This window comes from Streptomyces sp. NPDC088157, assembly GCF_044741545.1.
Classification (GTDB): domain Bacteria; phylum Actinomycetota; class Actinomycetes; order Streptomycetales; family Streptomycetaceae; genus Streptomyces.
On sequence record NZ_JBIUSU010000019.1, the window covers coordinates 1 to 25,468 of the forward strand.

The 25,468-nt window shown below is 73.0% G+C and carries 22 protein-coding genes and 2 pseudogenes; 11 read left to right on the forward strand and 13 right to left on the reverse strand.

Annotated features, from left to right (window positions below; all coding sequences use genetic code 11):
- The first annotated feature begins 189 nt into the window (after positions 1–189).
- On the forward strand, positions 190–2,862 hold the full coding sequence (locus ACIPFH_RS42200; RefSeq protein ID WP_401835294.1) for a cellulose binding domain-containing protein: 2,673 nt from the start codon (positions 190–192) through the stop codon (positions 2,860–2,862).
- A 96-nt stretch (positions 2,863–2,958) separates the two neighbouring features.
- On the opposite strand, the gene ACIPFH_RS42205 is transcribed toward ACIPFH_RS42200, so the two are convergent.
- Positions 2,959–4,920 carry a rhamnogalacturonan lyase gene (locus tag ACIPFH_RS42205; RefSeq protein WP_401835296.1) on the reverse strand — a complete coding sequence of 654 codons (1,962 nt, stop codon included), beginning with the start codon at positions 4,918–4,920 and terminating at the stop codon, positions 2,959–2,961.
- Between the two features lie 36 nt (positions 4,921–4,956).
- The gene (locus tag ACIPFH_RS42210; protein ID WP_401835299.1) at positions 4,957–5,925 is read right to left on the reverse strand and encodes a helix-turn-helix transcriptional regulator; all 969 of its coding nucleotides are present in this window, start codon (positions 5,923–5,925) and stop codon (positions 4,957–4,959) included.
- A gap of 151 nt (positions 5,926–6,076) precedes the next feature.
- Here ACIPFH_RS42210 and ACIPFH_RS42215 point away from each other — a divergent pair, with 151 nt between their 5' ends.
- Positions 6,077–6,538 carry a hypothetical protein gene (locus ACIPFH_RS42215; protein WP_401835393.1) on the forward strand — a complete coding sequence of 154 codons (462 nt, stop codon included), beginning with the start codon at positions 6,077–6,079 and terminating at the stop codon, positions 6,536–6,538.
- Positions 6,535–7,098: a hypothetical protein gene (locus ACIPFH_RS42220; protein WP_401835301.1), complete on the forward strand. Its 564-nt coding sequence runs from the start codon at positions 6,535–6,537 to the stop codon at positions 7,096–7,098. The genes ACIPFH_RS42215 and ACIPFH_RS42220 overlap by 4 nt, the downstream gene beginning before the upstream one ends.
- Here the strand turns inward: ACIPFH_RS42220 and ACIPFH_RS42225 are convergent.
- The 3 genes from ACIPFH_RS42225 to ACIPFH_RS42235 all read right to left on the reverse strand — a co-directional run bounded on the left by ACIPFH_RS42225 (position 7,046) and on the right by ACIPFH_RS42235 (position 9,362).
- Entirely contained in the window at positions 7,046–7,810 is a 765-nt protein-coding gene (locus ACIPFH_RS42225; RefSeq protein ID WP_401835304.1) for a class I SAM-dependent methyltransferase, read from the reverse strand. The genes ACIPFH_RS42220 and ACIPFH_RS42225 overlap by 53 nt on opposite strands.
- Before the next feature lie 88 nt (positions 7,811–7,898).
- Positions 7,899–8,204, reverse strand: a complete 306-nt coding sequence (locus ACIPFH_RS42230; protein WP_356262719.1) for a 4a-hydroxytetrahydrobiopterin dehydratase — start codon at positions 8,202–8,204, stop codon at positions 7,899–7,901.
- Between the two features lie 78 nt (positions 8,205–8,282).
- Positions 8,283–9,362: an ADP-ribosylglycohydrolase family protein gene (locus tag ACIPFH_RS42235; protein WP_401835307.1), complete on the reverse strand. Its 1,080-nt coding sequence runs from the start codon at positions 9,360–9,362 to the stop codon at positions 8,283–8,285.
- Between the two features lie 29 nt (positions 9,363–9,391).
- On the opposite strand from ACIPFH_RS42235, the gene ACIPFH_RS42240 reads away from it, so the two are divergent.
- The 6 genes and pseudogenes from ACIPFH_RS42240 to ACIPFH_RS42265 all read left to right on the forward strand — a co-directional run bounded on the left by ACIPFH_RS42240 (position 9,392) and on the right by ACIPFH_RS42265 (position 14,036).
- Positions 9,392–10,240, forward strand: coding sequence for a helix-turn-helix domain-containing protein (locus tag ACIPFH_RS42240; RefSeq protein ID WP_401835308.1), 849 nt, complete (start codon positions 9,392–9,394; stop codon positions 10,238–10,240).
- A 111-nt stretch (positions 10,241–10,351) separates the two neighbouring features.
- On the forward strand, positions 10,352–11,215 hold the full coding sequence (locus ACIPFH_RS42245; RefSeq protein WP_401835311.1) for a helix-turn-helix domain-containing protein: 864 nt from the start codon (positions 10,352–10,354) through the stop codon (positions 11,213–11,215).
- A gap of 148 nt (positions 11,216–11,363) precedes the next feature.
- Positions 11,364–11,459: pseudogene (locus tag ACIPFH_RS42250) on the forward strand (SAM-dependent methyltransferase); the annotation flags it as partial.
- 9 nt (positions 11,460–11,468) lie between these two features.
- A pseudogene (locus tag ACIPFH_RS42255) lies at positions 11,469–11,708 on the forward strand (SAM-dependent methyltransferase); the annotation flags it as partial.
- 163 nt (positions 11,709–11,871) lie between these two features.
- Entirely contained in the window at positions 11,872–13,632 is a 1,761-nt protein-coding gene (locus tag ACIPFH_RS42260) for a right-handed parallel beta-helix repeat-containing protein (protein WP_401835314.1), read from the forward strand.
- Complete coding sequence (locus tag ACIPFH_RS42265; protein ID WP_401835316.1) at positions 13,629–14,036, forward strand: hypothetical protein; 408 nt, start codon at positions 13,629–13,631, stop codon at positions 14,034–14,036. The genes ACIPFH_RS42260 and ACIPFH_RS42265 overlap by 4 nt, the downstream gene beginning before the upstream one ends.
- A gap of 71 nt (positions 14,037–14,107) precedes the next feature.
- On the opposite strand, the gene ACIPFH_RS42270 is transcribed toward ACIPFH_RS42265, so the two are convergent.
- The 5 genes from ACIPFH_RS42270 to ACIPFH_RS42290 form a co-directional block, all read right to left on the reverse strand.
- On the reverse strand, positions 14,108–14,533 hold the full coding sequence (locus ACIPFH_RS42270; protein WP_020125610.1) for an OsmC family peroxiredoxin: 426 nt from the start codon (positions 14,531–14,533) through the stop codon (positions 14,108–14,110).
- 78 nt (positions 14,534–14,611) lie between these two features.
- Complete coding sequence (locus ACIPFH_RS42275; RefSeq protein ID WP_401835319.1) at positions 14,612–16,408, reverse strand: hypothetical protein; 1,797 nt, start codon at positions 16,406–16,408, stop codon at positions 14,612–14,614.
- Positions 16,405–17,466: an ATP-binding protein gene (locus ACIPFH_RS42280; protein ID WP_401835322.1), complete on the reverse strand. Its 1,062-nt coding sequence runs from the start codon at positions 17,464–17,466 to the stop codon at positions 16,405–16,407. The genes ACIPFH_RS42275 and ACIPFH_RS42280 overlap by 4 nt, the downstream gene beginning before the upstream one ends.
- A 107-nt stretch (positions 17,467–17,573) precedes the next feature.
- Positions 17,574–19,745, reverse strand: a complete 2,172-nt coding sequence (locus ACIPFH_RS42285; protein WP_401835325.1) for a phage holin family protein — start codon at positions 19,743–19,745, stop codon at positions 17,574–17,576.
- Positions 19,746–19,769: 24 nt separating this feature from the next.
- On the reverse strand, positions 19,770–20,180 hold the full coding sequence (locus ACIPFH_RS42290; protein ID WP_356259467.1) for a hypothetical protein: 411 nt from the start codon (positions 20,178–20,180) through the stop codon (positions 19,770–19,772).
- An 84-nt stretch (positions 20,181–20,264) separates the two neighbouring features.
- Between ACIPFH_RS42290 and ACIPFH_RS42295 the strand changes: the two genes are divergently transcribed.
- Both ACIPFH_RS42295 and ACIPFH_RS42300 read left to right on the forward strand, forming a co-directional pair.
- A complete protein-coding gene (locus ACIPFH_RS42295; protein WP_401835327.1) occupies positions 20,265–21,038 on the forward strand; it encodes an MBL fold metallo-hydrolase in 774 nt (257 codons plus the stop codon).
- A complete protein-coding gene (locus ACIPFH_RS42300) occupies positions 21,035–21,664 on the forward strand; it encodes a DedA family protein (RefSeq protein WP_401835329.1) in 630 nt (209 codons plus the stop codon). Before ACIPFH_RS42295 ends, ACIPFH_RS42300 begins: the two co-directional genes overlap by 4 nt.
- Before the next feature lie 166 nt (positions 21,665–21,830).
- On the opposite strand, the gene ACIPFH_RS42305 is transcribed toward ACIPFH_RS42300, so the two are convergent.
- The 3 genes from ACIPFH_RS42305 to ACIPFH_RS42315 all read right to left on the reverse strand — a co-directional run bounded on the left by ACIPFH_RS42305 (position 21,831) and on the right by ACIPFH_RS42315 (position 25,313).
- Positions 21,831–22,889, reverse strand: a complete 1,059-nt coding sequence (locus ACIPFH_RS42305; RefSeq protein WP_401835331.1) for an MBL fold metallo-hydrolase — start codon at positions 22,887–22,889, stop codon at positions 21,831–21,833.
- Positions 22,886–24,133 carry an aminotransferase class I/II-fold pyridoxal phosphate-dependent enzyme gene (locus tag ACIPFH_RS42310; RefSeq protein WP_401835333.1) on the reverse strand — a complete coding sequence of 416 codons (1,248 nt, stop codon included), beginning with the start codon at positions 24,131–24,133 and terminating at the stop codon, positions 22,886–22,888. The genes ACIPFH_RS42305 and ACIPFH_RS42310 overlap by 4 nt, the downstream gene beginning before the upstream one ends.
- A 373-nt stretch (positions 24,134–24,506) precedes the next feature.
- Positions 24,507–25,313, reverse strand: coding sequence for a hypothetical protein (locus tag ACIPFH_RS42315; protein ID WP_401835335.1), 807 nt, complete (start codon positions 25,311–25,313; stop codon positions 24,507–24,509).
- Between the last annotated feature and the right edge of the window lie 155 nt (positions 25,314–25,468).

Genomic DNA, 25,468 nt, shown 5'->3' on the forward strand with positions numbered 1-25,468 from the left:
GTCCGTCCGCCCCACCCTTGTGCCCGTGGCCCTCGGCCTTCGGCCCTCGGTCCTCGCCCCCGCCCCCCCCCCCCCCCCCCCCCGCCGCGCCCCCCCCCCCCCCCCCCCCCCCCCCCCCCCCGCCCCCCACCCCCCCCCCCCCCCCCCCCCCCCCCCGCCCCCATGGCTCCGCGAGGAAGGACCCCCACCGTGCGAAGAACCCGCATCCTCACGGCCGTACTGGCGCTCGCCGCCGGTCTGATCGCCGGCAGTCCACCCGTGCTGGCCGCGGACGGCAGTCCGAAGGCGACTGTGGCCGCGGAGTCGTACACCTGGAAGAACGCGCGGATCGACGGCGGCGGCTTCGTGCCGGGCATCGTCTTCAACCGCAAGGAGAAGAACCTCGCCTACGCACGCACCGACATCGGCGGCGCGTACCGCTGGCAGGAGTCGAGCAGGTCCTGGACTCCGCTGCTGGACTCGGTCGGCTGGGCGGACTGGGGGCACACGGGCGTGGTGAGTCTGGCCTCGGACTCCGTCGACCCGAACAAGGTGTACGCGGCGGTCGGCACGTACACCAACAGCTGGGATCCGGGCAACGGGGCCGTCCTGCGCTCCGCCGACCGGGGCGCGAGCTGGCAGAAGGCGGATCTGCCCTTCAAGCTGGGCGGCAACATGCCCGGCCGCGGCATGGGCGAGCGCCTCGCGGTCGACCCCAACAGGAACAGCGTGCTGTATCTGGGCGCGCCGAGCGGGAAGGGGCTGTGGCGGTCGACGGACTCGGGGGCCGGCTGGTCGCAGGTGACGACCTTCCCCAACGTCGGCAACTACCAGCAGGATCCGACCGACACGAGCGGGTACGCCTCCGACAACCAGGGCATCGTCTGGGTCACCTTCGACGAGAGCACGGGAGCGTCCGGCACCGCGACGAAGACGATCTACGTCGGTGTGGCGGACAAGGACAACGCCGTGTACCGCTCGACGGACGCGGGGGCGACCTGGACGCGGCTGGCCGGGCAGCCGACGGGATACCTGGCGCACAAGGGTGTACTGGATACCGTCAACGGCTACCTGTATGTCGCGTACAGCGACAAGGGCGGGCCGTACGACGGCGGCAAGGGCAGGCTCTGGCGGTACGCGACGGCGACCGGGACATGGACGGACATCAGTCCGGTGGCGGAGGCCGACACGTACTACGGCTTCAGCGGGCTGACCATCGACCGTCAGAAGCCAGGCACCGTCATGGCCACCGCGTACAGTTCCTGGTGGCCGGACACCCAGATCTTCCGTTCGACGGACAGCGGTGGCACCTGGACGAAGGCATGGGACTACACGTCGTATCCCAACCGCGCGAACCGCTACACGATGGACGTGTCGTCCTCGCCGTGGCTGGCCTGGGGCGCGAACCCGTCGCCGCCGGAGCAGACGCCCAAACTCGGCTGGATGACCGAGGCGTTGGAGATCGACCCGTTCAACTCGAGTCGCATGATGTACGGCACCGGTGCGACGGTCTACGGCACGGAGAACCTGGCCAACTGGGACAGCGGAGGTCAGTTCACCATCAAGCCGATGGTGCAGGGGCTGGAGGAGACGGCGGTCCTGGACATCGCCTCTCCCCCGTCCGGCGCACCGCTGCTCAGCGCGCTCGGTGACATCGGCGGCTTCCGCCACACGGACCTGACGAAGGTGCCGTCGATGATGTTCACCTCCCCGAACTTCACGTCGACGACGAGCCTGGACTACGCCGAGTCGCATCCCGACACCGTGGTGCGCGTCGGCAACCTGGACTCGGGTCCGCACGTGGCGTTCTCGACGGACAACGGCGCCAACTGGTTCGCGGGGACGGACCCTTCGGGGGTCAGCGGCGGCGGAACGGTCGCCGCGGCGGCGGACGGCAGCCGCTTCGTGTGGAGCCCGGAGGGCGCGGCCGTGCAGTACACCACCGGGTTCGGAACCTCGTGGCAGGCGTCGAACGGAATCCCCTCCGGTGCGGTCGTCGAGTCCGACCGGGTCGACCCCAAGATCTTCTACGGCTTCAAGTCGGGGAAGTTCTACGTGAGTTCGGACGGGGGTGCGACGTTCACGGGGTCCGCGGCGACCGGCCTACCCAGCGGGGACAGCGTGCGCTTCAAGGCCCTGCCGGGCACGAAGGGCGATGTCTGGCTGGCGGGCGGGGCGAGTGACGGAGCGTACGGGCTGTGGCACTCCACCGACTCCGGAGCGACCTTCACCAAGCTGTCGGGCGTCGAGCAGGCCGACACGATCGGGTTCGGCAAGGCGGCGACGGGGGCGTCGTACCAGACCCTGTACACCAGCGCGAAGATCGCCGGGGTCCGTGGCATCTTCCGCTCGACGGACAAGGGGGCGACCTGGACCCGCGTCAACGACGACGCCCACCAGTGGGGTTGGACGGGCGGGGCCATCACGGGCGACCCGAGGGTGTACGGGCGGGTGTACGTCTCGACGAACGGGCGGGGCGTCGTCTACGGGGACACCTCCGACACCGGCGGCGGGAGCACGGATCCCACCGATCCGACAGATCCCACGGACCCCGCGCCCACCGGTGCCTGCGCGGTGACGTACACGATCACCAACCAGTGGTCGGGCGGCTTCCAGGCAGACGTCAGGCTCGCCAACACGGGGACGAGCGCCTGGTCCGGCTGGAGCCTCGGCTGGACCTTCCCGAACGGCCAGACCGTCTCCCAGCTGTGGAACGCCGACTACACGCAGTCGGGTTCGGCCGTGACGGCGAAGAACATCGGCTGGAACGGCAACGTGGCGGCCGGCTCGTCCGTCGGCTTCGGCTTCACGGGCAGCTGGTCGGGCACGAACACGAAGCCCACGGCGTTCAGGCTGGGTGATCGCAGCTGCACGGTGGGCTGAGCCCCACGGTTGGGCTGAGCCGCACGGTGAGCTGAGCCGCATGAGGGGCCGAAGACGGTGGGTGCGTGGCCCGGAGGGCGGCGCACCCACCGTCACTCACGGGGTGTAGACCGCCGGTCGGGGTGCCGTCGGCATCCCGTTGCCGAGGAAGTAGCTCGGGTGCGGCGGCTGGTTGTAAGCGGTGTTCTGCCAGGCCAGTCCTGTGCGGTACATCGTGTCGTGGAGCAGGGTCGTGATCCTCGTCGTCGTCTCGTACGGCGTCGAGTAGATGCGCAGGGCCGTGTTGTCGCTGGTCGGCCAGATGACCTCCTCGCGCCAGTCGCCGAGGATGTCGCCGGACAGCGACGGGGTGGCCTTGGTGCTGTTGTTGGAGTGGACGCCCGAGCCGGTCAGGAGCCGGGTGTCCGAGGACGTTCCGTACTTGTCGATGTGGGTGCCGTCGAGGAGTTCACGGACCGGGTCGGCGTCCCACCAGGAGAGGAAGTTGACGGAGGAGGGCTCCCGGCCCTTCGTCGCGCCCGTCTCGTCACGGACAGAGCTGTCGGAGGCCGACCACACCTCGGCGCCGTCGTTGCCGGCCCAGATGTCACCGGCGACCCCGCGGCCGTTGTCGCAGCAGGCGGCCAGCTTCCAGTCGACCGTGCCGTTCGCCGGGTCGATGTACAGCTCGGCGGGCTGGCCGGTCGACTCCGACACCTTGAAGTACTCGAGGCCGGCGTGCGACGGGTCGAGGTCGCCGAGGTGCTGGGCGTCGCCGTGTCCGGTCTTCGTCGTCCACAGGCCGTTTCCGTTGTCGTCGACCGCCATCGCGCCGTAGACGATCTCGTCCCTGCCGTCACCGTCGACGTCCCCGACGGAGAGGCTGTGCGAGCCCTGCCCGTCGTAGCCCTTCCCGGTGTTGGTGGAGGAGCTGGTGTCGAAGGTCCAGCGGCGGGTGAAGGCGCCGCCGCGCCAGTCCCAGGCGGCGATCACGGTACGCGTGTAGTAGCCGCGAGCCATGATCAGTGAGGGCCGGGAACCGTCCAGGTAGGCGGTTCCCGCGAGGAAGCGGTCGACACGGTTGCCGTACGAGTCGCCCCAGGACGAGACCGTGCCCCGGGCCGGGACGTAGTCGACGGACTGCATCGCCTTGCCGTTCCGGCCGTTGAACATGGTCAGGTACTCGGGGCCGGACAGCACATAGCCGCTGGAATTGCGGTAGTCGGCGGAGGAGCTGCCGATCACCGCGCCGGTGCCGTCCGTCGTGCCGTCGGCCGTCTTCATGGCGACCTCGGCCCGGCCGTCGCCGTCGTAGTCGTACACCTGGAACTGCGTGTAGTGGGCGCCGGAGCGGATGTTGCGGCCGAGGTCGACGCGCCACAGACGGGTGCCGTCGAGCTTGACGCCGTCGACGACCGTGTTGCCGGTGTATCCCGACTGGGAGTTGTCCTTCGCGTTGGTCGGCTGCCACTTCAGGACGATGTCCAGAGCGCCGTCGCCGTCCAGGTCGCCGACGGAGGCGTCGTTGGCCTCGTAGGTGTAGGCGACGCCGTCCGGGGTCGTGCCGCCGGCCGGCGGGGTGATCGGAACGTCCTCGTAGCCGGTGCGGAACTGGACCGCATGGACGGAGTCGGCCTGTTCGACGCCGTTCACGACCGCGCGGACCGTGTAGTCGGCCTGGGCGGGGGCGCCGGAGTGGAAGTAGTTCGTCGAGCCGGTGACCGGGGCCGGGTTGACCTTCGTGCCGGCCCGGTAGACGTTGAAGGACACGCTGTCCGGGTCGGTGCCGAGCCAACGCCAGCTGACCAGGTTGCCACTGTCGGTGTGGACGCTGACGACGCCCCGGTCGAGGGCCTCCACCTGACGGGCCGTGGCGGCGAGCGGGGCCACGCCCGCGCGAGTGAGTTCCAGAGCGGGCGACGTGCCGGCGCCGAGCGTGGTCGGTCCGGCGCCGATCAGGGCGGTGGCGGCGGCCAGAGCGGACAGGACGACCCTGCGGCGGCGGTGCTGGTGCGGACGGGGATCCCGGCGCGGGTCCGGGTGCCGGGACGGATGCGGGTGCGGGTGCGGGTGCTGCACGACGTACCTCCTGGGAGGTCGGATGGGTACCGTCTCTCAGTCGCCGCCGTGGACAGGTGAGTTGCCGTATCGGGCGGCCAGTTCCGTCACCGTCCGGGCGATCCGCTCACGCAGTTCGGGCGGCTGGAGCACCTCGATGTCGGTGCCCAGGCGCAGGAATTCGGCGTGGGCGTGCTCGACGGACTCGATGGGGACCCTGACCACCGTCCGACCGTCCGCCTCGACGGGTCCCTCGAGCGGCGCCGCCCGGGCGAGGGTCACCCCCGGCGCCAGCCGCACCACCGCCTCCGCCCTGTCCCGGTACAAGCGCTCGTGGAAACCGTGTTGGTAGTCCGCCCAGTGTGCGGCCAGGTCGAAGCCGTCCGGCCGGGTGAACACCTCGTCGGAGGCGGTGAGTTCGAGGATCTGGTCGACGCGGAAGGTGCGCGGGCCGGGGCCGGCGACGACGTACCAGCGTCCGGCCTTCAGGACGAGGCCGTACGGTTCCAGGCGGCGTCGGACATCGGTGGGCTCCCGCCAGCGCCGGTACACGATATCCAGGATCCTGTTGTTCCACACCGCGTCGGCGACCGCCGGCAGATACGGCACGTCGTCCGCGCCCGCGTCCGTGTACCAGCCGGGCGCGTCGAGGTGGAACCGGCCGCTGATCCGGTCCGCGTGCGCCCGCATCTCCAGCGGCAGCGCGGCACGGACCTTCAGCTGTGCGGCGGCCAGGACCGGCCCGAGGCCGAGCTGAGCGGCGGGGCCGGGGACACCGGCGAGGAAGAGGGCCTCCGCCTCGTCGGCGGTCAGTCCCGTCAGACGGGTGCGGTAGCCGTCGAGCAGCCGGTAGCCACCGGCATGACCGGCGTCGCCGTACAGCGGGACTCCCGCCGCGCCCAGCGCCTCCACGTCCCGGTAGACGGTACGCACCGACACCTCGAGTTCCGCCGCGAGCTGGGCGGCGGTCATCCGGCCCCGGGTCTGGAGCAGCAGCAGGATCGACACGAGTCGGCTGGACTTCACTGACACAGGATGTCAGTGAAGCGGGCCTAGCGTCCTGTCCATGACCTTCGTCTCCGGCTCCCCGCTTTCGCCCGCGCTCCCCTCGGGCCCACCCGTGGATCCACCCGCGGACCCGGCCCCCGCGCCGCCCTTCGCCGAGAAGCTGCTGACGGTGCCCCCGCCGATCGAGGTGGCGGGACGGCGGATCAAGCGCTACCACGTCACCGCCGACCCGGCGGGCATCGCACCCGAGGTGGAGAGAGCCGCGTACGCGATCCTCCCCGAGCTGTTGCCGGCGCCGGACGGGACGCCGCCGGCCACGTTCGTCGTGCTGCACCGGGGCGGCGACGACGGCGCCTACCTCAACGCGTACAGCTGGGTGTGGGACAACGTCCTGCACTTCCGGGGCGCGGCCGCCGGCCAGCCGGTGCTCGGCTGCCCGGACGACGACCCCAGCCACTTCGTCACGACCGACCGGCCCTGGATCGGCTGTGTCTGGGAGCTGCCACCGCTCCTGCACGAACGCGACGCGTGGGTACGACACATGCTTGCCCGCCGAGCAGCCGAAGTTCCGGACATGGAAGCCTACTTGGCCGATTCGCTGGCCGAGGGAACCACGGGGGACCGCTCATGAGCAGCCCGCACGACTTCGACTTCCTCCACGGCGCATGGGAGGTCCGCCACCGCCGACGCACCGACTTCCTCGACCCCGACAGCGACTGGGAGGAGTTCCCGTCCACGGCCCACTGCCGGCCTCTGTTCGACGGGGCCGCGAACATCGACGAGATCGACATGCCGCACCTCGGCGCCAAGGGGCTGACGCTGAGGCTCTTCGACCGGGAGAGCGGCCAGTGGTCGCTGAACTGGTCGTCCAGCCTCAGCGGCAGGCTGTTCCCACCGGTGATCGGCGGCTTCGACACCGCCGACGGCTCCGACGGCCCCCACGAGGACCGGGGCGACGACCACCACGACAGCCGCGCCGGCCGCGAGCGCGGCGAGTTCTACGGCGACGACACGCACGACGGAAAGGACGTGCGGGCCCGGTTCGTCTGGTCGGGGGTCCGTGACACCTCCGCCCGCTGGGAGCAGGCCTTCTCGCTGGACGGCGGGGAGACCTGGCTGACCAACTGGATCATGGACTTCACTCGTCCGGAAGCGGACCGGGAGCCGGTTTCCGGAACTCCCTCAGCGTGAACGCGGGGTCCGGGCGGGGCCGGTCCTGGTCGGGCAGGGCCGCGAGGCGGGCGGCGAACCCGTCGGCCAGGGGGTGACCGGGCGGCAGGGTGACGAACCAGCCGCGTCGCAGGTCCGCGATGGCCCGGCGCGGGCTGCGGCCCTGCCCCCGCCCTTCGAAGCGGGCCCGCCCCGCCGGGACCAGGCCCGCTTCGGCGGCGTAGGCCTCCACCAGCGCCGCGGTGTCGGAGGCCGGCCGGTGCGGGCGCGAGGACAGCACGACATCGATGTCGCTGCCCACGTTGTGGGAGGCGCCCTTGTCGACCGTGGTGATGTACACCCCGCCGGGCCGCAGCACCCGGGCGCACTCGGCGACGATCCGCCGCGCGTCCGCCACGTCCTCGACGAGGTGCAGCAGCCACACACTGCTGACGGCGTCGAACTCGGCGTCCCGGAAGGGGAGTCGGCAGCCGTCGGCGAGCACGACCGCTCCGGGGAGCCGGGCGGCGGCGTGCCGGGCCATGGCGGGCGCCCGGTCCAGGCCGGTCACCCGCAGGCCGGGCCGGCCGGCCGCGAGACGCCGGGTGACGATGCCCGTGCCGCAGGCCACGTCGAGCAGGCTGCGCGCCCGGGCCGGCACGAGGCCGAGGACGGCCTGCGCGGCGGCCGCCGCCCTGGGCTCGCCGCCGCGCCAGACGTCGTACCGTTCGGCTTCCTCGTCGTAGTCCAGCAAGCGCGCTCCCCCGTTCCGTGACCGCCGTACCCCTGCCCGGTACAGCCTCGTGCAGCTCCGTACGGTCCCCGCCCGTCCGTCGCGCGGGTCAGCGCGCTCCGTGCGCGGGGGCCACGGCCTCCACCCGGCGGGCGAGTTCGACGTCGAGGTCGGTGACGGCCCCGCCCGCGCTGTGGGTGTTCACGGCGACGGACACCGTGTTGTAGCCGAGGGTCAGCTCGGAGTGGTGATTGAGCTCCTCCTGGATCCGGGCGACATGGACGACCAGGGAGGTCGCGGCGAAGTGCGAGTCGAGCCGGTAGGAGCGGGTGAGGCGGTCGCCTTCCAGGGACCAGCCGGGCAGCTCGGACAGACGGTCCTCGATCTCCTTCTGCGACAGCGGTTCGACGGCCATGGCACGGCTCCCTTCCTGGTGTCGCGTACCTGTCCAGCGTGCCACAGGAAGGCCGCGGCGGCCCTGGTCAGACGGGCTTCACCCGGCTCGGTCCCGGAGGCGTTCGGCCGCCAGGTCGTCCGCCAGCGCGGCGATCACGGCCCGGCCCTCCACCTGCTCCAGCCACTCGTGCGGCAGCCCGGCGTCGCCGTGTCGCGCGCCCAGGATGTTGCCGCAGATCGAGCCCGTCGAGTCGCTGTCGCCCGAGTGGTTCACGGACAGGAGCAGGGCGTCCTCGACCCGGTGCGTGGCCAGCGCCGCGTAGACCCCGACGGCGAGGGCCTCCTCGGCGACCCAGCCGGCGCCCAGCGTCTCCACCTTCTCTGGGCTCGGCTCGCCCTCACCGGCCAGGTCGAGCGCCTGCTCCAGGGCGGCGGAGGTCTCCTCGTGGCCGGAGTGGCGGCCGAGCAGGCGCAGGGTGCGCAGCGTCGCACCCTCGACGGACTCCCCCTGGACCAGGTACGCCACGATCGCGGCCAGCGCTCCGGCCGCGTAGTAGCCGGTCGGGTGGCCGTGGGTCGTCTGGGCGCAGCGGGCGGCCATGGCGAAGGCGAGGCCGGCGGACGGGTGCGCGAGACCGAAGGGCGCGGAGCGCATCACGGTCCCGCAGCCCTTGGAACCGGGGTTGACCGGCCCGGGCACGCCGCTCAGCTCGGCCCAGGGGTCGGGAACGTAGTGCTGGGCGAGTCCGGACAGACAGGCGTTGCCGGGGGCGCGGCGGGCGTACAGCCAGCCCTCGGCGAGGAGGCCGCCCGTGACGCCCTCGGCCGGCCCCGGCCGCTGCTGGGTCTCGAGCCAGCGTCCGTACGCCTCGCGCACCAGGGCGGTCTCCGCCCCGGCGATGCCCTTGAGCCGGGCCCTTCTGGCCGCCGTACGGAGGCCCTCGACGGTGAACAGGGTCATCTGGGTGTCGTCGCTGACCCGGCCGATCACGCCCTCGCCGTCGGGCACGAGCCGGGTCAGGCCCCTCGGCCCGTGGGCCGCGCGGATCCGGTCGAGGGAGGAGAACTCGACCGCGTAGCCGAGGGCGTCACCGAGCGCCCCGCCGAGAAGGCAGCCCCGCACCCGGGCGCGGTACACCGCCGTCGTCTCCAGGGAGGACCTCTGCCAGTCGTTCATCCACACGCTCCTCAACTACGGTCGTACGTATGACCATTGTCGCGACGAGCACGGACGCCGCCTCCGCCACCCCCGCCGGCCAGGGCGTCGGCCCGCTGCTGCGGGTCTGGCGGGAGCGACGGCGGATGAGTCAGCTGGACCTGGCGCTGCGCGCCGACTCCTCGGCCCGGCACATCAGTTTCGTCGAGACGGGCCGTTCCCGGCCCAGCGAGGAGATGGTGCTGCGGCTCGCCGAGCACCTCGACGTGCCCGTCCGTGAGCGCAACGCGCTCCTCCTGGCGGCCGGTTACGCCCCGCGTTACCCGCAGACTCCGCTGGACGACCCGGCGCTGGACGCGCTGCGCGCGGGTCTGGAACGGCTGCTCCAGGGCTACGAGCCGTATCCGGCGCTGGTGATGGACGCGCGGTACGACGTGGTGGCGGCCAACCGCGGGATCACGATGCTGCTGGACGGCGTCCCGGAGTCGTTGCTCGAGCCCCCGCTCAACGCGATGCGCCTGACCCTCCACCCGCAAGGCCTGGCACCGCGCATCCGCAACCTGCGGGAGTGGCGCGGCCACCTGCTCGCTCAGATGGAGCGGCAGATCGCCCTGTACCGCTCGGCACCGCTGCGGGAGTTGTACGAGGAGGTCGCCGCCTACCCGGTGACGGAAGGCGGGCGGGCGACGGAGCGCGGGCCGGCGGACGAACCGGCGGAGCCCGTGCCGTACTTCGCGCTGCCGATGCTGATCGAGCACGAGGGACGGGTCCTGTCCTTCATCTCGTCCGTCTCCACCTTCAACACCCCCATGGACGTGACCGTCGCCGAGCTGGCCATCGAGACGTTCCTCCCGGCGGACCCGTCCACGGTCAAGTACCTGCGTTCACTGATCGACTGACGGCCGATCAGCTCAGAGTTCTGAGATGAACGTTCGACTCCGTTCCGGTGGCAACGAGGCCTGAACGTGACACACTGGCCCGCGTGCCTCGACGCGTAGGGGAGACGTGGGGTGAGTGAGCGACGGCCCGCACCCACGGTGGGCCAGGTGGTACTGGGCAGGCGGCTCCAGGAGTTGCGTGAGGCGGCCGGTCTCGGCCGCGAGGAGGCGGCCCGCGCCCTGCGCGTGGCCCCCGCGACCGTTCGACGCATGGAAACGGCCGACGTCGGGCTGAAGGTCCCCTATGTGCAGGTGCTGTTGGAGGCGTACGGCGTCTCGGAGGCGGAGGCCGAGGCGTTCGTCTCGCTCACCGAGGAGGCGAACCGGCCCGGCTGGTGGCAGCGCTACCACGACGTGCTGCCGGAGTGGTTCAGCCTGTACGTGAGCCTGGAGGGCGCGGCCCGGCTGATCCGCTCGTACGAGCCGCACTTCGTTCCCGGGCTGCTCCAGACGGAGGCCTATGCGCGCGCCGTGCTGGAGGCCGGGACCGTCGGGCAGACGACCCCGGAGTCGATCGAGCGGCATGTGTCGCTGCGCCTGGCGCGCCAGCGGCTGCTGGAGGGCGACGACCCGCCCCATCTGTGGGTGGTCATGGACGAGACGGTGCTGCGGCGCCCGGTGAGCGTGGACGCCACCGTGATGTCCGAACAGCTGGACAGGCTGGTGGAGTTCGCCGAACGCGACCGGATCACCCTGCAGGTCTCCGAGTTCGCGGCCGGCCCGCATCCGGGAACGTCCGCGCCGTTCTCGCTGTTCCGCTTCGCCGAGCCCGAACTGCCCGACATGGTCGTCACGGAGTACCTCACCGGCGCTCTGTACCTCGACGACCGCAAGGAGGTCTCCGCGCACCTGGAGGTCCTCGACCACATGACGACGCACGCCGCGTCCGCGCAGCACACCAAGAAGATCCTGCGGGACGCCCGCGGAAGCCTCTGAGCACGAAGCTCCGAGCACACGCCGTCGCCCCGTTCTTCTGCCCGACTTCCGACTCCTGACTTCCGGCTCCCGACTCCTCACTTCCGACTCCCGCTCCTGACTCACGACTCCTGACTCCTGACTCCTGACTCCTGGAGGAAAGACCCGCATGACCGGATCCGAGGCCGAGCAGGTATCCGCGTCCGCCCGCATCGACACCGGCAGGCCGCATCCGGCCCGCGTCTACGACTGGTGGCTGGGCGGCAAGGACAACTCCCAGGTCACCGCCGACCTGAACCCCGAGGCCATCGGGAAGGCCGCGGAGAACTTCCGGCGCGGCGGAACCCCTTTCCACCCGCGTTCGCTGGCGGAGTTCACCCGCTTCTTCGAGGGCCTGGAGCTGCTCGGGCCGGGCGTCATCCCGGTGTCCGGCTGGCGACCGGACCCGGAGGACGTGGCGGCCCAGGCCGAGGGCATCGTGCCGGTGTACGCGGGAGTCGCCCGCAAGCCCTGAGTCCGCACCAGGGGCGCGACATCCGCCATCGGGCTCCCCGGGACCATCGGGAGGTCCGGTGAAGGCCACTGCTCGCCCACCCGGCTCGGCTGTCCCGCTCCGGTAGCATCGGTGACCGCGAGTCGACATTGCTTCACGGGCGGGCACTGCGGGGGAAGCGGGCATGGTCAAGAAGTACGTGGTCGCGCCGCACGGGGGTCGTGGCGCCCATCCCGACATCACATCCGCGCTACGTGCCGCGGGCGCACGGGGCCGGCCCGCCCGAGTGGAGATCGCGCCCGGCCACTACGAGGAAACGCTCACCGTCCGCGGCGAGATCGAGCTGACGGCGCTCGGTGACGCCGGGTCCGTGGTGGTGAGCCGGCCCCGGGGCACCGTACTCGACGTCTCCGGATCGGTCGTGGTCCGCGGCCTCGTGCTGATCGGCCGTGAGGCCGACGCCGGCGTCGTCGACTGCCACGCGGGCGCCCTCACCCTCGACCGGGTGGAGATCCGGGCGCACGACGGGGTCTGCGCGCACGCGCGTCCGGGCACGTCCGTGACACTGACGGACAGCGAGTTCCGGTACGGCCGTACCGTCTTCGCCGGTTCCTCCGGACGCGTCGAGCGGTGCCGGTTCACCGCCGCCGCCGACAACGCGGTCGCGGTGATCGAGAGCGCCCGGGTGACGGTCCGGGACAGCCGGATCGACGGCGCCCGGATCCACGGCGTACGCGTCAGCGACGCCTGGGCCCACCTCGCCGGGTGCGAGGTCACCGGTACCGAGAAGGCGGCCGTCATGGCGGACACGCGGGCGGAGCTGACCGTCGAGGGGTGCACCGTCCACGCGGTGCACATGGCGGGACTGGCCTTCATCGAACAGTCCCGGGGCCTCGTGCGGGGCACGCGCGTCTACGACGCCGAGAACGGGATCTTGGTGGCGAGCGGTGCCGACCCGTCGGTGCGCGACAGTGTGTTCGCCGACTGCCGCGACACCGGCATCCACGTCCAGGACTCGGGCCGTGGCACGTTCGAGGACTGCGAGATCCTCGGCGCGGGAAACGTCGCGGTGCTGTCGACCCGGGGCGGCGCCCCACGGGTGAACGGCTGCCGCGTCTCGGGAGGCAATGTCGGCGTCGCCGTCACCGAGAAGGCCAGAGGTCACTTCGCCCGCGTCGACGTCCGGGACCTGACCGGCGTGGCGCTGCGGGTCTGGGACGAGAGCAAGGCCGAGTTCACGCAGGTCCGCGTCGAGCGTTGCCCGTTCGGCCTGGAGACACGCGGCAACGGCGGCACGACGGCCGAGCTCACCGACGCGCGGATCCTCGACTTCGACATGGCCGCCGTGGCGGCCGTCGGCCAGTCCCGCGTGACGTTGAAAGGGGTGTCGGCGGAGCGCGGGTTGCTGGGGTTCGGCGCCGGCGAGGAGGCGCAGCTGCACGTGCACGACAGCGCGGTCTCGGCCGTGAGCACCGGCGGTGCGCTGGCGTTCGGCACGGCGCGGCTCGTCGCGCGGAACCTCACCGTCACCGGCGCGGAGTCGTACGGCCTGTGCGGAACCGGCTCCGCGTATCTGGACGTCGCCGACAGCCGTTTCGACGACTGCGCGGCCACGGGCCTGCGCTTCGACGGCGAGTGCGGCGGGCGGCTGGCGGGCTGCGCCGTGACCGGGACGAAGGGGCTGGCCGTGCAGCACAACGGCCGCGTCAAGCTCGTCGGGCTCCGCACGTCGCTGCCGGTCAAGGAGATCACGGAGCCGGCCCCACCGCCGACGATCGTCAACCACTACCACGGACCGGTCTTCGTCGAGGCGGTCCACAGCGCCCAGTTGGCGTGGAACAACACCAACGTCGTCCAGCAGCAGAGCAGTCACACCGACCAGAACGATCACAGCGCGCAGAGCGATCAGGGCAACCAGAGCGATCAGGACGGAGTCAGCCGATGAACGACCCGCAGCAGGTGCACCATTACGACGGTCCGGTGTTCAACGGGGGTGTGTCGAACTCCCAGTTCGCCTGGAACAACGAGACGGCCACCCAGAACCAGCAGCTCAACAACACGGTCGCGCCGGGGCACGAGGCGCTGGCGACGCTCGTGACCGACCTGCTCCGGCAGCTGCCCGGAGCAGGGCTCGGCGACCGGGAGCGCGAGGACGCCGAGAGCGCGGCCCAGGAGGTCCTCGCGGAGATCACCGGCCCCGAGTCACCCGAGCCCGGCAGGCTCCGCCGCTCGGTGACCATGCTCAAGGGAGCGCTGGCGCCCGTCGCGACCGGACTCGCGGCCGGGACGGCGGTGGGGGCGCAGGAGTGGGCCCAGTCGGCGATCAGGGGACTCGCGGGACTCGTCTGAGCGCACGACGGGGCGCGGAAGCCGGGTACGGATGTACCGGCTCCCGCGCCCCGGATCCCGGCGCGGCGGACTCAGGCGAGCTTGGCCGACAGGGTGATGGTCGTGCCGGTCAGGGCCTGGCTGACCGGGCAGTTCTTCTTGGCGTCCTCGGCGGCGGCGGCGAACGCGTCGTCGTCGAGGCCCGGGACGGTGCCCTCCACCGTCAGGTGGATGCCGGTGATGCCCTCACCCGGCTGGAAGGTGACGTCCGCGGAGGTGACGAGCTTGGTGGGCGGGGTGCCGGCGCCGGCCAGGCCGTGCGACAGCGCCATGGAGAAGCAGCTGGAGTGGGCGGCGGCGATCAGCTCCTCCGGGCTGGTCTTGCCGTTCGCCTGCTCGGCGCGCGAAGGCCACGACACCGGCTGCTGACCGATGCCTGAGGAGTCGAAGGTCACGACCCCGTTGCCCTCGAGCAGGTTGCCTTCCCAGACCGTGTGTGCGGAGCGCGTGGTAGCCACGGTTCTTCCTTTCGCATGGAGTTCTGCGGGGATTCCCGTTGCACGGGTTTCCTACCCCCCATCCGATCACACTCCGCGTCACCGCACCCGGAACACCGGCCCCCGCGCGGTGAACGGCAGTCGACGGCCCTGCGGGATCAGGTACGCGTGCTCGCGCCGTACCCGCAGCACGTCGCACCAGCCGTCGGTGATGACGAGCAGCGGCGCGCCCGGCGGGAAGTCGTCGGCGCGGTGCAGCAGGTCGATGCCGGGCTGGAGGACCGTACCCCCGCGGCCGTGCACCCGGACCCGGCCGGCGATGTCGGCGACCGGGAGATAGCCGGCGTCGTGCGCGGCCGCGTCGCAGAACACCACCCGGGCGGCCGGGACGTCGCGGGCCTCGGCGTACGAGGCGATGGCGCCGAGCGCCTTGCCGAGCAGGGTGCGGTCCATGGAGCCGGAGGTGTCCAGGACGACGCCGAAGGTGCAGCGCGCGATCTCCTCGGGCGGGAAGTACCGGCCCGCCCGCGGAATGTCCGGGGTGGAGGCCTGCCGCCTCGCCGGACGGGCGTAGGTCCGCACCGGCTCGGGGCGCGGCACGAACTCGTCGAACCAGCGGGCCAGTCGGGCGTCCCAGGGCAGCGGCGGGTGACTGAGCGCGCGGATCTCCTCCACCAGCCCGCCGGGCAGGAAGCCGCGTTCCTGTCTCTGGTGCAGGTCGAGGCCCTGGGCGAGGCCGCGGCGGTAGACCCCGTCGAGGTCGACGTAGTCGCAGGGCGGGCCGAGCGGGGCGCCGAGAATGTCGCCGAGGCCCTTGCCGCGCAGCGTGGCCAGTCGCCGCATCCGACGCAGGTCCACCGTGATGCGGTCGTAGACCTCCTCGGCGGACAGCCCCGCCAACTCCGCGTCGTACAGCAGCCCTTCGGGCATGGTGCCGACCTGCATCTCGCGCAGCCAGCCGTTGATGACGTAGTCGCAGGCGACGTTGAAGAGGTAGGGGTCGCGGGTGCCGCAGCGGTCGCCGTGACGCAGGGCGGCGTGCAGCATCTCGTGGGCGAGGACGAACCGCCACTCCTCGTCCTCGTAGCGGCGCAGCGGGTTGATGTAGATCTCGCCCGCCTCCGCGTTCACGGCGGCGATCGAGATGCCGTGTGCGCGGGCCAGTTCGGCGTCGGCGACGAGCTTGATGCCGGCCGCGAGACCACCGAGCAGCGGGTAGGACGAGACGAACCAGTTCAGCGCTCGTTCCCAGGGGCGCCGGGGGGTCACCGCGCCGTCGAGGGACGCGCGGCGGCCGCCCGCCATGTCCATCGCGGCGGACACGGTCCGGGTCAGGGCGGTGGCGAAGGCCAGCGGCCAGTCCGGCATCTGGCGCCCGGACCAGGTCCACCGCACGAGCACCTGGTCCGCGGCCGCCCCCGCGGTGCCGCAGTGCTCGTAGGCGGCCGGGAGCCCGGTGCGCCGCCAGCGGGCGGCGAGCTGCTCCTCGTCGCCGCCCGGGTACGACAGCGGCAGCTCGTCGGGGGCGCGGCCGACCGGAAAGGTCAGCAGAAAGCGGTTGACGACCGTGCAGCGCGCGGCGAGGTCGTACCGGTCGGGCTGGGCGCGCTCGCGCGGGGACGCCGGGAGGTGTCCGAACCCGAGGTGGAGGGCGGCGTGCGCGAGGGACCAGGCCCAGGCGGCGGGGTCGGCGATCCGGGTGGGGTGGGCGTGCAGGGTGCCGTTGGAGTCGGCGCGGACGAGCCCGTCGCGGGGAGCCGTCGTGCACTCCTCGCGGCGGCAGGTGTCGAAGTCGACGGCGGCCAGGGCCGGGTGGCCGCGCAGCGCCGCTCTCCCGGACTCGAACGCCTCCGCCGCGAGGTCCCGCTTCTTCTTGTCGCGGTCCTCACGTCTCACCGGCGTGCCTCCACCAGGCGCGGCATGTCCCGGGCCGCCTCGACCAGGAACCAGGCGGGCAGCACGGGGTTGCCGTCGGCGTCGGAGGCGATGACGGTCTGGGCGACCTCGACGGAGATCTCGGCGAGCTGCACGAGCAGCGACTTGGCGCGGTAGGCCGTCTGCCGGCCCTTCGCCGACATGTGCTCCCGGACGGCGGGGAGTTCCTTGACGAGCCGGCCGCGGAACGAGTCGGCGAGGTAGTAGAGCAGGTCGCGGTCCTCGACCCGGCGCGGCCAGGGGGCCTCGCCCTTGAGGATGGCCTCGATGCCGTACCGGCTGCGCACGATCTTGACGTAGCCGCGGAAGGCCGTGGCGTGCGCGGGCGTCAGCGTGCCGTGCGCGAGCACCGCGAGGGTGTCCTCGTCGACGTCGCGGCCGAAGGAGTGCAGGGCGTCGGACAGCATGTGCCAGGAGCGCGGGGTGGAGAACGGTTCCTCGGTCTTCGGCGGCTTGGACCACAGGTGGTCGGGCCGGTCGGTGAGGTGGTCGAGGACCCACGGGTGGATGTCGTTGCCCGCGGCCCACTTCAGCCAGTCCTTCGCGGACGCCTCGAGGTGGACGTGGGTGAGACGGTTCACGAGCGCGGAGGCGATGGGCCGGGCGAGCGCGTTGTCCGTGGCCCGGTTCCCGGCGCCGATGACGATCGAGCCCCTGGGCAGCTCGTAGTTGCCGATCCGCCGGTCGAGGATGAGGGAGTAGAAGGCCTTCTGGACATCGGGCGTGGCCGCGTTGAGCTCGTCCAGGAACAGGCAGTACGGCTCGTCGCGGGCGATGGCCTCCGGCGGGCAGAACACCGAACGCCCGTCCCGGATCTGGGGCACGCCGATCAGGTCCTCGGGCGCGAGCTGGGTGCCGAGCAGACTCACGCACTCCAGCCCCAGCGACTCGGCGAAGTCCCTGACCAGGGAGGACTTTCCGATTCCGGGGGCGCCCCAGAGGAACACCGGCCGCACGGTGGCGAGGCCGAGGAGCAGTTCGGGGATGGCGGAGGGAGTGACGGTGACGGCAGCCTGCAAAAGGGGCTCCTGAAAGAACCGGGAGGGGAACGCGAGTGCGCGGGATCCGGACGAACGGATCAGTACGGACAGTGTGTGCGTACGGCTCCCCCGGCGCAGCCGGTTTTTCAGGCGGCGCGTTCCTCCGGTGCCGTCTCGAGCGGTACCTGGGGGCCGTCGGACTCGCGCAGCCAGCGGCGCAGGACGCGGTGGACGTGCTCCGCGCCGGCCAGCTCCTCGTCGTCCTCGGCGGGTGCGGACAGCGCCAGCGGGGACAGCAGGAACGGCCTGGCCTGGGCGCCGCCGAGGCCGCCGTGGGAGCCGATCTGCTCCTCGAAGGCGAGGACCTCGCCGTCGGCGGGGTCGTGGAAGGAGTTGACCATGATGTCGGCGGTGTGCGGGAAGGAGTGCGTGCGGCGCACCGCGTCGGCGGCGCCGGGCCCGAAGGCGGCCAACGGGCCGGGTGTCCGGTCGAGTTGGTCCAGCGGGATCTCCGCGCCGTGGGCGCCGAGGACCACCCCGCCGTGCTCCTCGCTGCGGACGAGGAGGAAGCCGATGCCGGGGTGGTTGGCGAGGGTCGTCAGCAGGCCGGGGTGACGGGCGTCGATCTCCTCCCTGGTCATCCGGTGCTGCACGTCCGGGAAGGAGATCAGGCCGAGGTTCCCCGAGGCCAGCACGATCGGCTCCGCGCGGCGGCCGGACGGGTGGTGGCGTCCGCCGCCCTCCTCGACGGGCCGGCGCAGCGCGGCGCGGACGGCCGCCCGGGCCTCGGCGCCGCTGTGGGTGCGTTCGGCCCGGCGCGGCACGGGCAGCCCGCAGCCGGCCCGCACCAGGTCGCCGAGGGTGAGGCCGTAGCGGGCGTGGAACGTTTCGCCCGGGCTCTGGCCGTGGTCGGACAGGACGACGATCCGGTAGGGGCGGGGGGCGTGCTCGGCGACGTTCTCGAGCAGGGCCAGCGCCCGGTCGAGGCGGCCGAGGACCTGCTCGGTGTCCCGGCCGAGCGGTCCGGAGTGGTGCGCGACCTCGTCGTACGCCACCAGGTCCGCGTAGACGGCGGTGCGGCCGGCCAGCATGTCGCCGGTCACGGCGGCGACCACGACGTCGCGTTCGACGACGGTCGCGAAGGCGCGGACGAACGGGTAGAGGCCGCCGCGTCCGACGCGCGGGCGCTCCTTGCGCAGCCGGGCGCGGGTGGACTGGGTTATCTCGCGGACGACCTCGGCGACGAACGACAGGGCGGTGCGCACGGCGTTGGCCGGGTCGGAGAAGTAGGCGAAGTAGCCGTCCCGGGACCGGTTCTCCCGGCTGCGCCGGCGCGTGGCGATGGACAGCACGAGGGCCTGTTCGTCGGCGCCGCCGCCGAAGAGGTTGCCGCGGCTCGCGCCGTCGCCGGACAGCAGCCCGCCGTCACCGGTGCGTTCGACCGCGCGGCGCTGGAGTTCGGCGGCGCTGGTGGGACGGTTGCAGACCATCACCTCCCCGGTGTCCTTCTCGTACCAGCGGAAGGCGGGCACGTCGTGGTTGCTGCCGTGCAGGATGCCGAGCTGGCTGGCGCCGGTCTGGCTGGACCAGTCGGTGCGCCAGGAGGTGAGCCGGTGGCTGGGCCGGGGGCCGCTTCCCGCGCGGCCCTGTAGGCGGCCCGGTTGCGGGGCGCCGCCCAGCCACTTGGCGACGGTCGGCATCAGCCCCTTGCGTATCGCCAGGGACAGCACGTCGTGGCCGACGCCGTCGAGCTGGAGGAAGACGGTGCCGGGCGTGGCCGGGCAGGCGGGGCCGCTTCTTCGGCGGCGGTCGGCGAGCCGGTACAGGCGGCGGCGGTAGGCGTCGTCGTCGCGTACGGCCAGGGCGCCGCCCGTCGCGGAGGCCACGGCGGACATCACGGCGGCGACGATGACGGCGGTCTCGGGCGCCGCCTCGCTCTGCCCGGAGGGGTTCAGGCGCAGGGCGAGCAGCAGCAGCGAGCCGTTGAGGAAGAACACCAGCAGGCCGAGGACCAGCGCCGGTACGAGCAGCAGGAGCCGCACCAGCAGGGGCCAGGCCAGGGCCGACAGCACACCGAACACCCCGGCGCCGACGGCTGCGGTCATGGCGATGGTGGTGGCGCTGTCGCCGTCGGCGGACTGGAGCCGGAAGTCGGGGAGGAGGCCGGCGAGCACCAGCATCGTGAGCGTGGAGACGCCCCACACCGCGACGCTTCGCCCGACCTGACTGGCGGCCCGCCGCCAACGCACCCCACGCACGCCCCGTACACCTCGCGTTCCGGCCCCGACGCCCGCGGCGGCCGCCTTCCACCCTGTCATACCGTGGTGGCGGGCACCCCGGGCCTACCGCCCGTCGTAGCCGGCCGTCGGCATCGACAGCCTGCGGTGCACCCGGGCCTTCATCTGCGCGTCGTAGGCGGGCTCGGCGCTGCCGACCGTCTCCACCCGCACACCGCGCCGCGCGCACTCCGCGGAGAACTCCTCCACGGACGACAGCGCGCTCTCCAGCACCCGACGGCTGGGCGCGACGAACAGGTCGGCGCCGGCCCGGACCCCGTCCCACAGCACGCAGTGGTCGGCGCGCAGACCGCGTACCAGCAGTTCCCTGCCGACGACGTAGCCGCGCTCCGCGGCCCACCGCGCGCACATCGCGTGCTGGCTGCGGGAATCGACCAGGAAGGGATCGGCGTCCAGTTCCTCGAGCGGCGTCAGACTCGCGATCGCCGTCACCCGCATGTCCGGCACCGGTCCCATGGCGTCCCCCTCACCTCCGGGTTTCGCCGCCGACCCTACTCCTGCCCGTAGGCTTCGGGGGAGTCGCGCGAAGGAGGCAAAGAGGTGGCGGTGGAGATCACGTGGTGGGGGCACGCCACCTGCACGGTCGAGGATTCGGACGTGCGTGTGCTCACCGATCCCCTGTTCGCCCGGCGCCTCGCTCATCTGCGCCGACGCCGGGGCGCGCTGCCCCCGCCCGAAGCCTGGCGAGCGGACGTGGTGCTCGTCTCCCACCTGCACGCCGACCATCTGCATCTGCCCTCGCTGGCGCGCCTCGCGCCGGGCACGCGCCTGCTGGTGCCCCGGGGCGCACCGCGCGCCGTGCCCGGGCTGCGCCGCCTGCGGCATCTGCGGCTGAGCGAGATGGAGCCGGGTGACGAGAGCACCGTCGACGGAGTGCGGATACGGGCCGTGCCCGCGCGCCACGACGGGCGGCGGCTGCCGGTCGGACGGCACCGCTCCCCCGCGCTCGGGTACGTCGTCGAGGGCGAGGCCAGGACGTACTTCGCCGGGGACACCGGCCTGTTCGAGGACATGGCCAAGGAGGTCGGGCCGGTGGACGTGGCCCTGCTGCCGGTGGGCGGCTGGGGACCGCATCTCGGAGAGGGGCACCTGGACGCGGGGCGCGCGGCCGAGGCTCTGGCCCGGCTGGCGCCGCGCAGCGCGGTGCCGGTGCACTACGGCACGTACTGGCCGATCGGCATGGACGGCGTGCGCCCCCATGAATTCCATGCCCCCGGCGAGGAGTTCGTACGGCTCGCGGCGGAGCGTGCGCCGGGGGTGGCCGTGCACCGGCTCGGCCACGGGGAGAGCGTGCGCCCGGAGGTCTCGCGGTGAAGTGGTGGCTCGCCGCGGCCGTGACGGTCGTGCCGACGCAGTCCACGCAGCAGGCCCTCGGCTATCCGTCGCTCTTCCTGCTGGTGCTGATCGGGGCGCTGGTGCCGGTGGTGCCGACGGGGGCGCTGGTGAGTTCGGCGGCGGTGGTCGCCGTCCATCAGACGGTGCCGTTCGCGCTGGCCATGGTGTTCGTGACGGCGTCGCTCGCGGCGTTCTGCGGGGACGCGGCGCTGTACTGGCTGGGGCGGCGCGGGATGCGGTCGAAGAACGGGTCGCGCTGGCTGGAGGCGATCCGCTCGCGGGCGCCCGAGGAGCGGCTGGAGCAGGCGCAGGACAAGCTCGCCCATCACGGCACGGCCGTGCTGGTGCTGTCCCGGTTGGTGCCGGCGGGCCGGATACCGGTGATGCTGGCCTGTCTGATGGCGGAGTGGCCGCTGCGCCGTTTCGTACGGGGCAACCTACCGGCCTGTCTGGCCTGGGCGGTGACCTACCAGCTGATCGGGATCCTCGGCGGCTCGCTGTTCCCCGAGCCCTGGGAGGGCGTGGTCGCCGCGATCGCGCTGACGGTGCTGATCAGTGCGGCCCCGAGCGTGTGGCGCCGGGTCAGGGGGACCCGGGCGGCCTAGGCCGAAGCCCCCACCGGCCCGGTAACGCTCCCGTGCCGCACCTGCGGCCGTACCGGGTTCCCGTGCCGCACCGGCAGCCGTACCGCTCGGATTCCCGTACCTCACCGGAAACGTGCCGCTCCCGCACCCGTGCCGCTCCGGTTCCCGTCCTGCTCCGGTGCTCGTACTACTCCAGTACCCGTGCGCCTCCCACCGGCAGGTCCCACAGGTCGTCCCGCTCCAGCCCGGCCTTCTGCCAGGCCGCACGTACACGGGTGAGGGGCTCGAGGACGGGCTCGGCGGAGAGCACGAACGTGCCCCAGTGCATCGGGGCCATACGGCGCGCACCGAGGTCGAGGGCGGCGCGGACCGCCTCCTCCGGGTCGCAGTGGACGTCGCTCAGCCACCAGCGGGGGTCGTAGGCGCCGATGGGCAGCAGGGCGAGGTCGATGCCGGGATAGCGCTGTCCGATGCGGGAGAACCAGTGGCCGTAACCCGTGTCTCCGGCGAAGTAGAGGCGCTGCCCGTCGGGGGCGGTGAGCACCCAGCCGCCCCAGAGGGACTGGCAGGTGTCGAAGAGGGTTCGCTTGGACCAGTGGTGCGACGGCACGAAGTCGAAGCGGACGCCGGACAGTTCGGACGCCTCCCACCAGTCCAGCTCGGTGACCCGGGTGAACCGCCGGCGCAGGAACCAGCGTCCGAGCCCGGCCGGTACGAACACGGGTGTGTCGCGCGGGAGTCGGCGCAGCGTGGGGGCGTCCAGGTGGTCGTAGTGGTTGTGGCTGATGACGACCGCGTCGACGCGCGGCAACGCGTCCCAGGGAACGCCGACGGGGGTGATCCGGGCCGGGGTGCCGAGGATCCGGCGGGACCACACCGGGTCGGTCAGGACGGTGAGGCCGCCGATGCGGATCACCCAACTGGCGTGCCCCGCCCAGGAGACGGCCACCGTGCGGGCGTCGACGCGGGGCAGTGGGGCGGGCGCGAAGGGCAGTCGGGGGATGTCGGCGAGGCCGTCCCTGCCGGGCCGGACAGAGCCTTCGCGGGCGAACCGGGCGAGGGCCTTGAGCCCGGGCAGCGGCGAGGTCAGCCGGTCGTGGAAGGTCCGCGGCCAGACCCGCCGCTCGCCCGGCGGGCGGGGCTCGGCGAGCGGCGGGACGGGGGGTGCGAGCGGGGACAGGGAGGCCGGGGCGTCGGCGTCCTCGGTGGTCACCGTGCCGGTGGTCGACTCGGACTGCTGCGTCATCGAGGAGGCTCCCATCGCTGAGCGTCGTCACGGAGATCGTCGAAGACCGACCTCACAAGCGTCAACGCGCGTTGCACGTGTGGCAGTTCCAACGGTGCGGGTGACGTGAGGCATTCCGTGCGCTGTGCGTCGGTACCGTCCAGCAGGATGCCGGTGGACAGCCGTACCCGCAGTGCCCCGAGGTCGTCCCCGAAGCGGTGACCGCCCGGCGCGGGCATACCGAGCCGGGCGGAGAGGAAGTCCTCCAGGTCCTGTGCGTCGCCGACGCCGTGCGCGGCGAGCGCGGTGCGCAGCGGGTCGAGATCGACGTACAGGTGACGGCCGGCCCGGGGCGGGAGGGCGAGGCCGCCCGCGGCGACCACGGTGGCGTGCACGGCGTCCGCCACGCGCGCGTGCAGGCGTACGGCGGCGGCGACGCGGGCGGTGACCGACTCGGGCTCGGTCAGGGCGTACGCGGCCGCGGCGGCGACCGGTGCGGCCACCCGCGCGCCGAGCGCGGTGAGCACGTCGAGCACGCGCGCGTGCAGGTCGTCGCCGGTGGCCGAGGCGGGGAACCGGGCGACGGCCGCCGGCCAGCCGGCGGGCAGCAGCGCACCGGCGAGGTCGCTGACGACGGTCACCTGCTCGGGCAGCATCTCGGCGGGGCTGATCAGCACGGTGTCGTGCGGGGTGTGCAGCGTGTCGCGCCAGGTCTCGTCGCTGACCAGGTGCAGGCCCTCGCCCGCGGCGGCCTCCACCGCCTCGTGCAGCACCTCCGGCGGAGCGACGGTGGCGGTGGGGTCGTCGGCGACGGACAGCACCAGCAGCCGCGGGTCCCCGCCCTCGGCTCGCATCCGGCGCACGGTCTCCAGCAGGGCGTAGGGGTCCGGGACACCGCCGCACTCGGCGGGTGTCGCCACGTGGAAGACGGGCCTTCCCAGCAGGCGGGCGTACGGCGCCCACCAGGCCGCGCAGGGCCGGGGCACCAGGACGTCCCCGCCGAGGGCGGCGGTCAGCGCGAGCAGCAGCGCGGGGGCGCCGGGTCCGGCCACGGCCCGCCCCGGCTCGACGGGGGTGCCGCGCCGCTCCCAGTAGCCGCGGGCGGCATCGAGGAGGGCGGGTCCGCCACCGACCGGCTCTCCGCCGGCGCGGCCGGCCGCCCGGGCGAGCACCTGGACGAGTTCGGGCAGCACCGGCAGGCCGTCCGCGGGCAGCGGCGGGCCGTAGCGGACGGGCCCGTGGTCCTCCGCTGCCGTCCGCCGCATGTGTCCTCCGCGCAGTCCGTCCCATGTGCCGTGCCTGCTGCTGTTGTTACTGCCGTGGCCAGTGCCGTGCCTGCTGCTGTTCTTACTGCCGTGCCCGGTGCCGTGCCTGCTGCCGTTTTCACCGCAGTGCCCCGTGCCCACCGCAGTGCCCAGTGCCGTGCCTGAGGCTCCGTGCCGTGTCCGGGCGCCAGGCGTCGTCGCGGGCTGTGTGGTGCCCGCCGTCCCGTCCCGGGCCCGGCCCCCGTGTGGGACCGGGCGGTCGTACGAGGCGGATCGTGCTCCAGGGCTCCGAGTACCCCGTGGGACCTCACCCCATGGCCGCCTCCTCGCGTAGCGCCGGTCACAGTGCGGGCCCGCCGGGTCTCCGGCAGGGTCAGACGTCTCCCGCGGGCTCCCGGCGGCGCAGCCGGTGCACAGCGGCGCCGAGCGCGCCGGCGATCAGCAGTCCACCGGCGGCGAGCGCGGGAACGGAGTCGGTGAAGGCGCCGCCCTGACCGGCCTGGACGCCGTGTCCGACGGTGGCGGGAACACAGTCGGGGTCATGGGACGCGATGACGCGTGGCTGCGGCTCGGGCCCGGCGCACGGCCGGCCGGTGGGACAGGGCTCGGCGTACGTCGGTGACGTGCCCTGGTCCGGCGGGCACGACCGGCCGGTGGGACAGGGCTCGGCGTACGTCGGTGACGTGCCCTGGTCCGGCGGGCACGGCCGGCCGGTGGGACAGGGCTCGGCGTACGTCGATCCGCACGGCTGCATCTCGCCGCGCGCGACGTCCAGCGTCGCGCTCCACGGCGTGCTCTGTCCGCCGGGCTCCGCCGGGCAGGTGCCGTCGACGGTCCAGGCGGCGTCCGGTCCGACCGCGTCCGGGCTCACCTCGAGATCGGCGGCCGGCGCGACGCGGGCGGTGCCCCGGTAGGCGGCGCCGGACTGGGCGTCGTCGGCGCCGGAGACCTTGCCGAGTTCGACGGTGCCCTCGGCGAAGGCCTGCGAGGTGGCGTCGAGGGTCGCGGGAGCGGCGCCGCCGAGGGGGGCGCAGGAGACGGACACGGTGACGCTGTCGCCCGGGGCGACGCTGCCCGGGCTGACCTCCGCCGCCGGGTCCGCGAAAGCGGCCGGAGCGACGGCGACCAGGACGGCACCGGCCGCGGCGAGGGTGGAGAGGAAGTGGGCGGTGCGACGCATGGGACGGTTCCTTCGGCCGATGACTCGGGGCGGGGCGTTCCCGCCCCACAGCCATCAGAGCCCGGGGACCCGCCGGCCGCGCGCGGCCGGACGCCATTGGCGGGACGCGGGCCCCCGATCGGGTGACCGCCGACGTCTTCGTCCGGCAGCGGGCT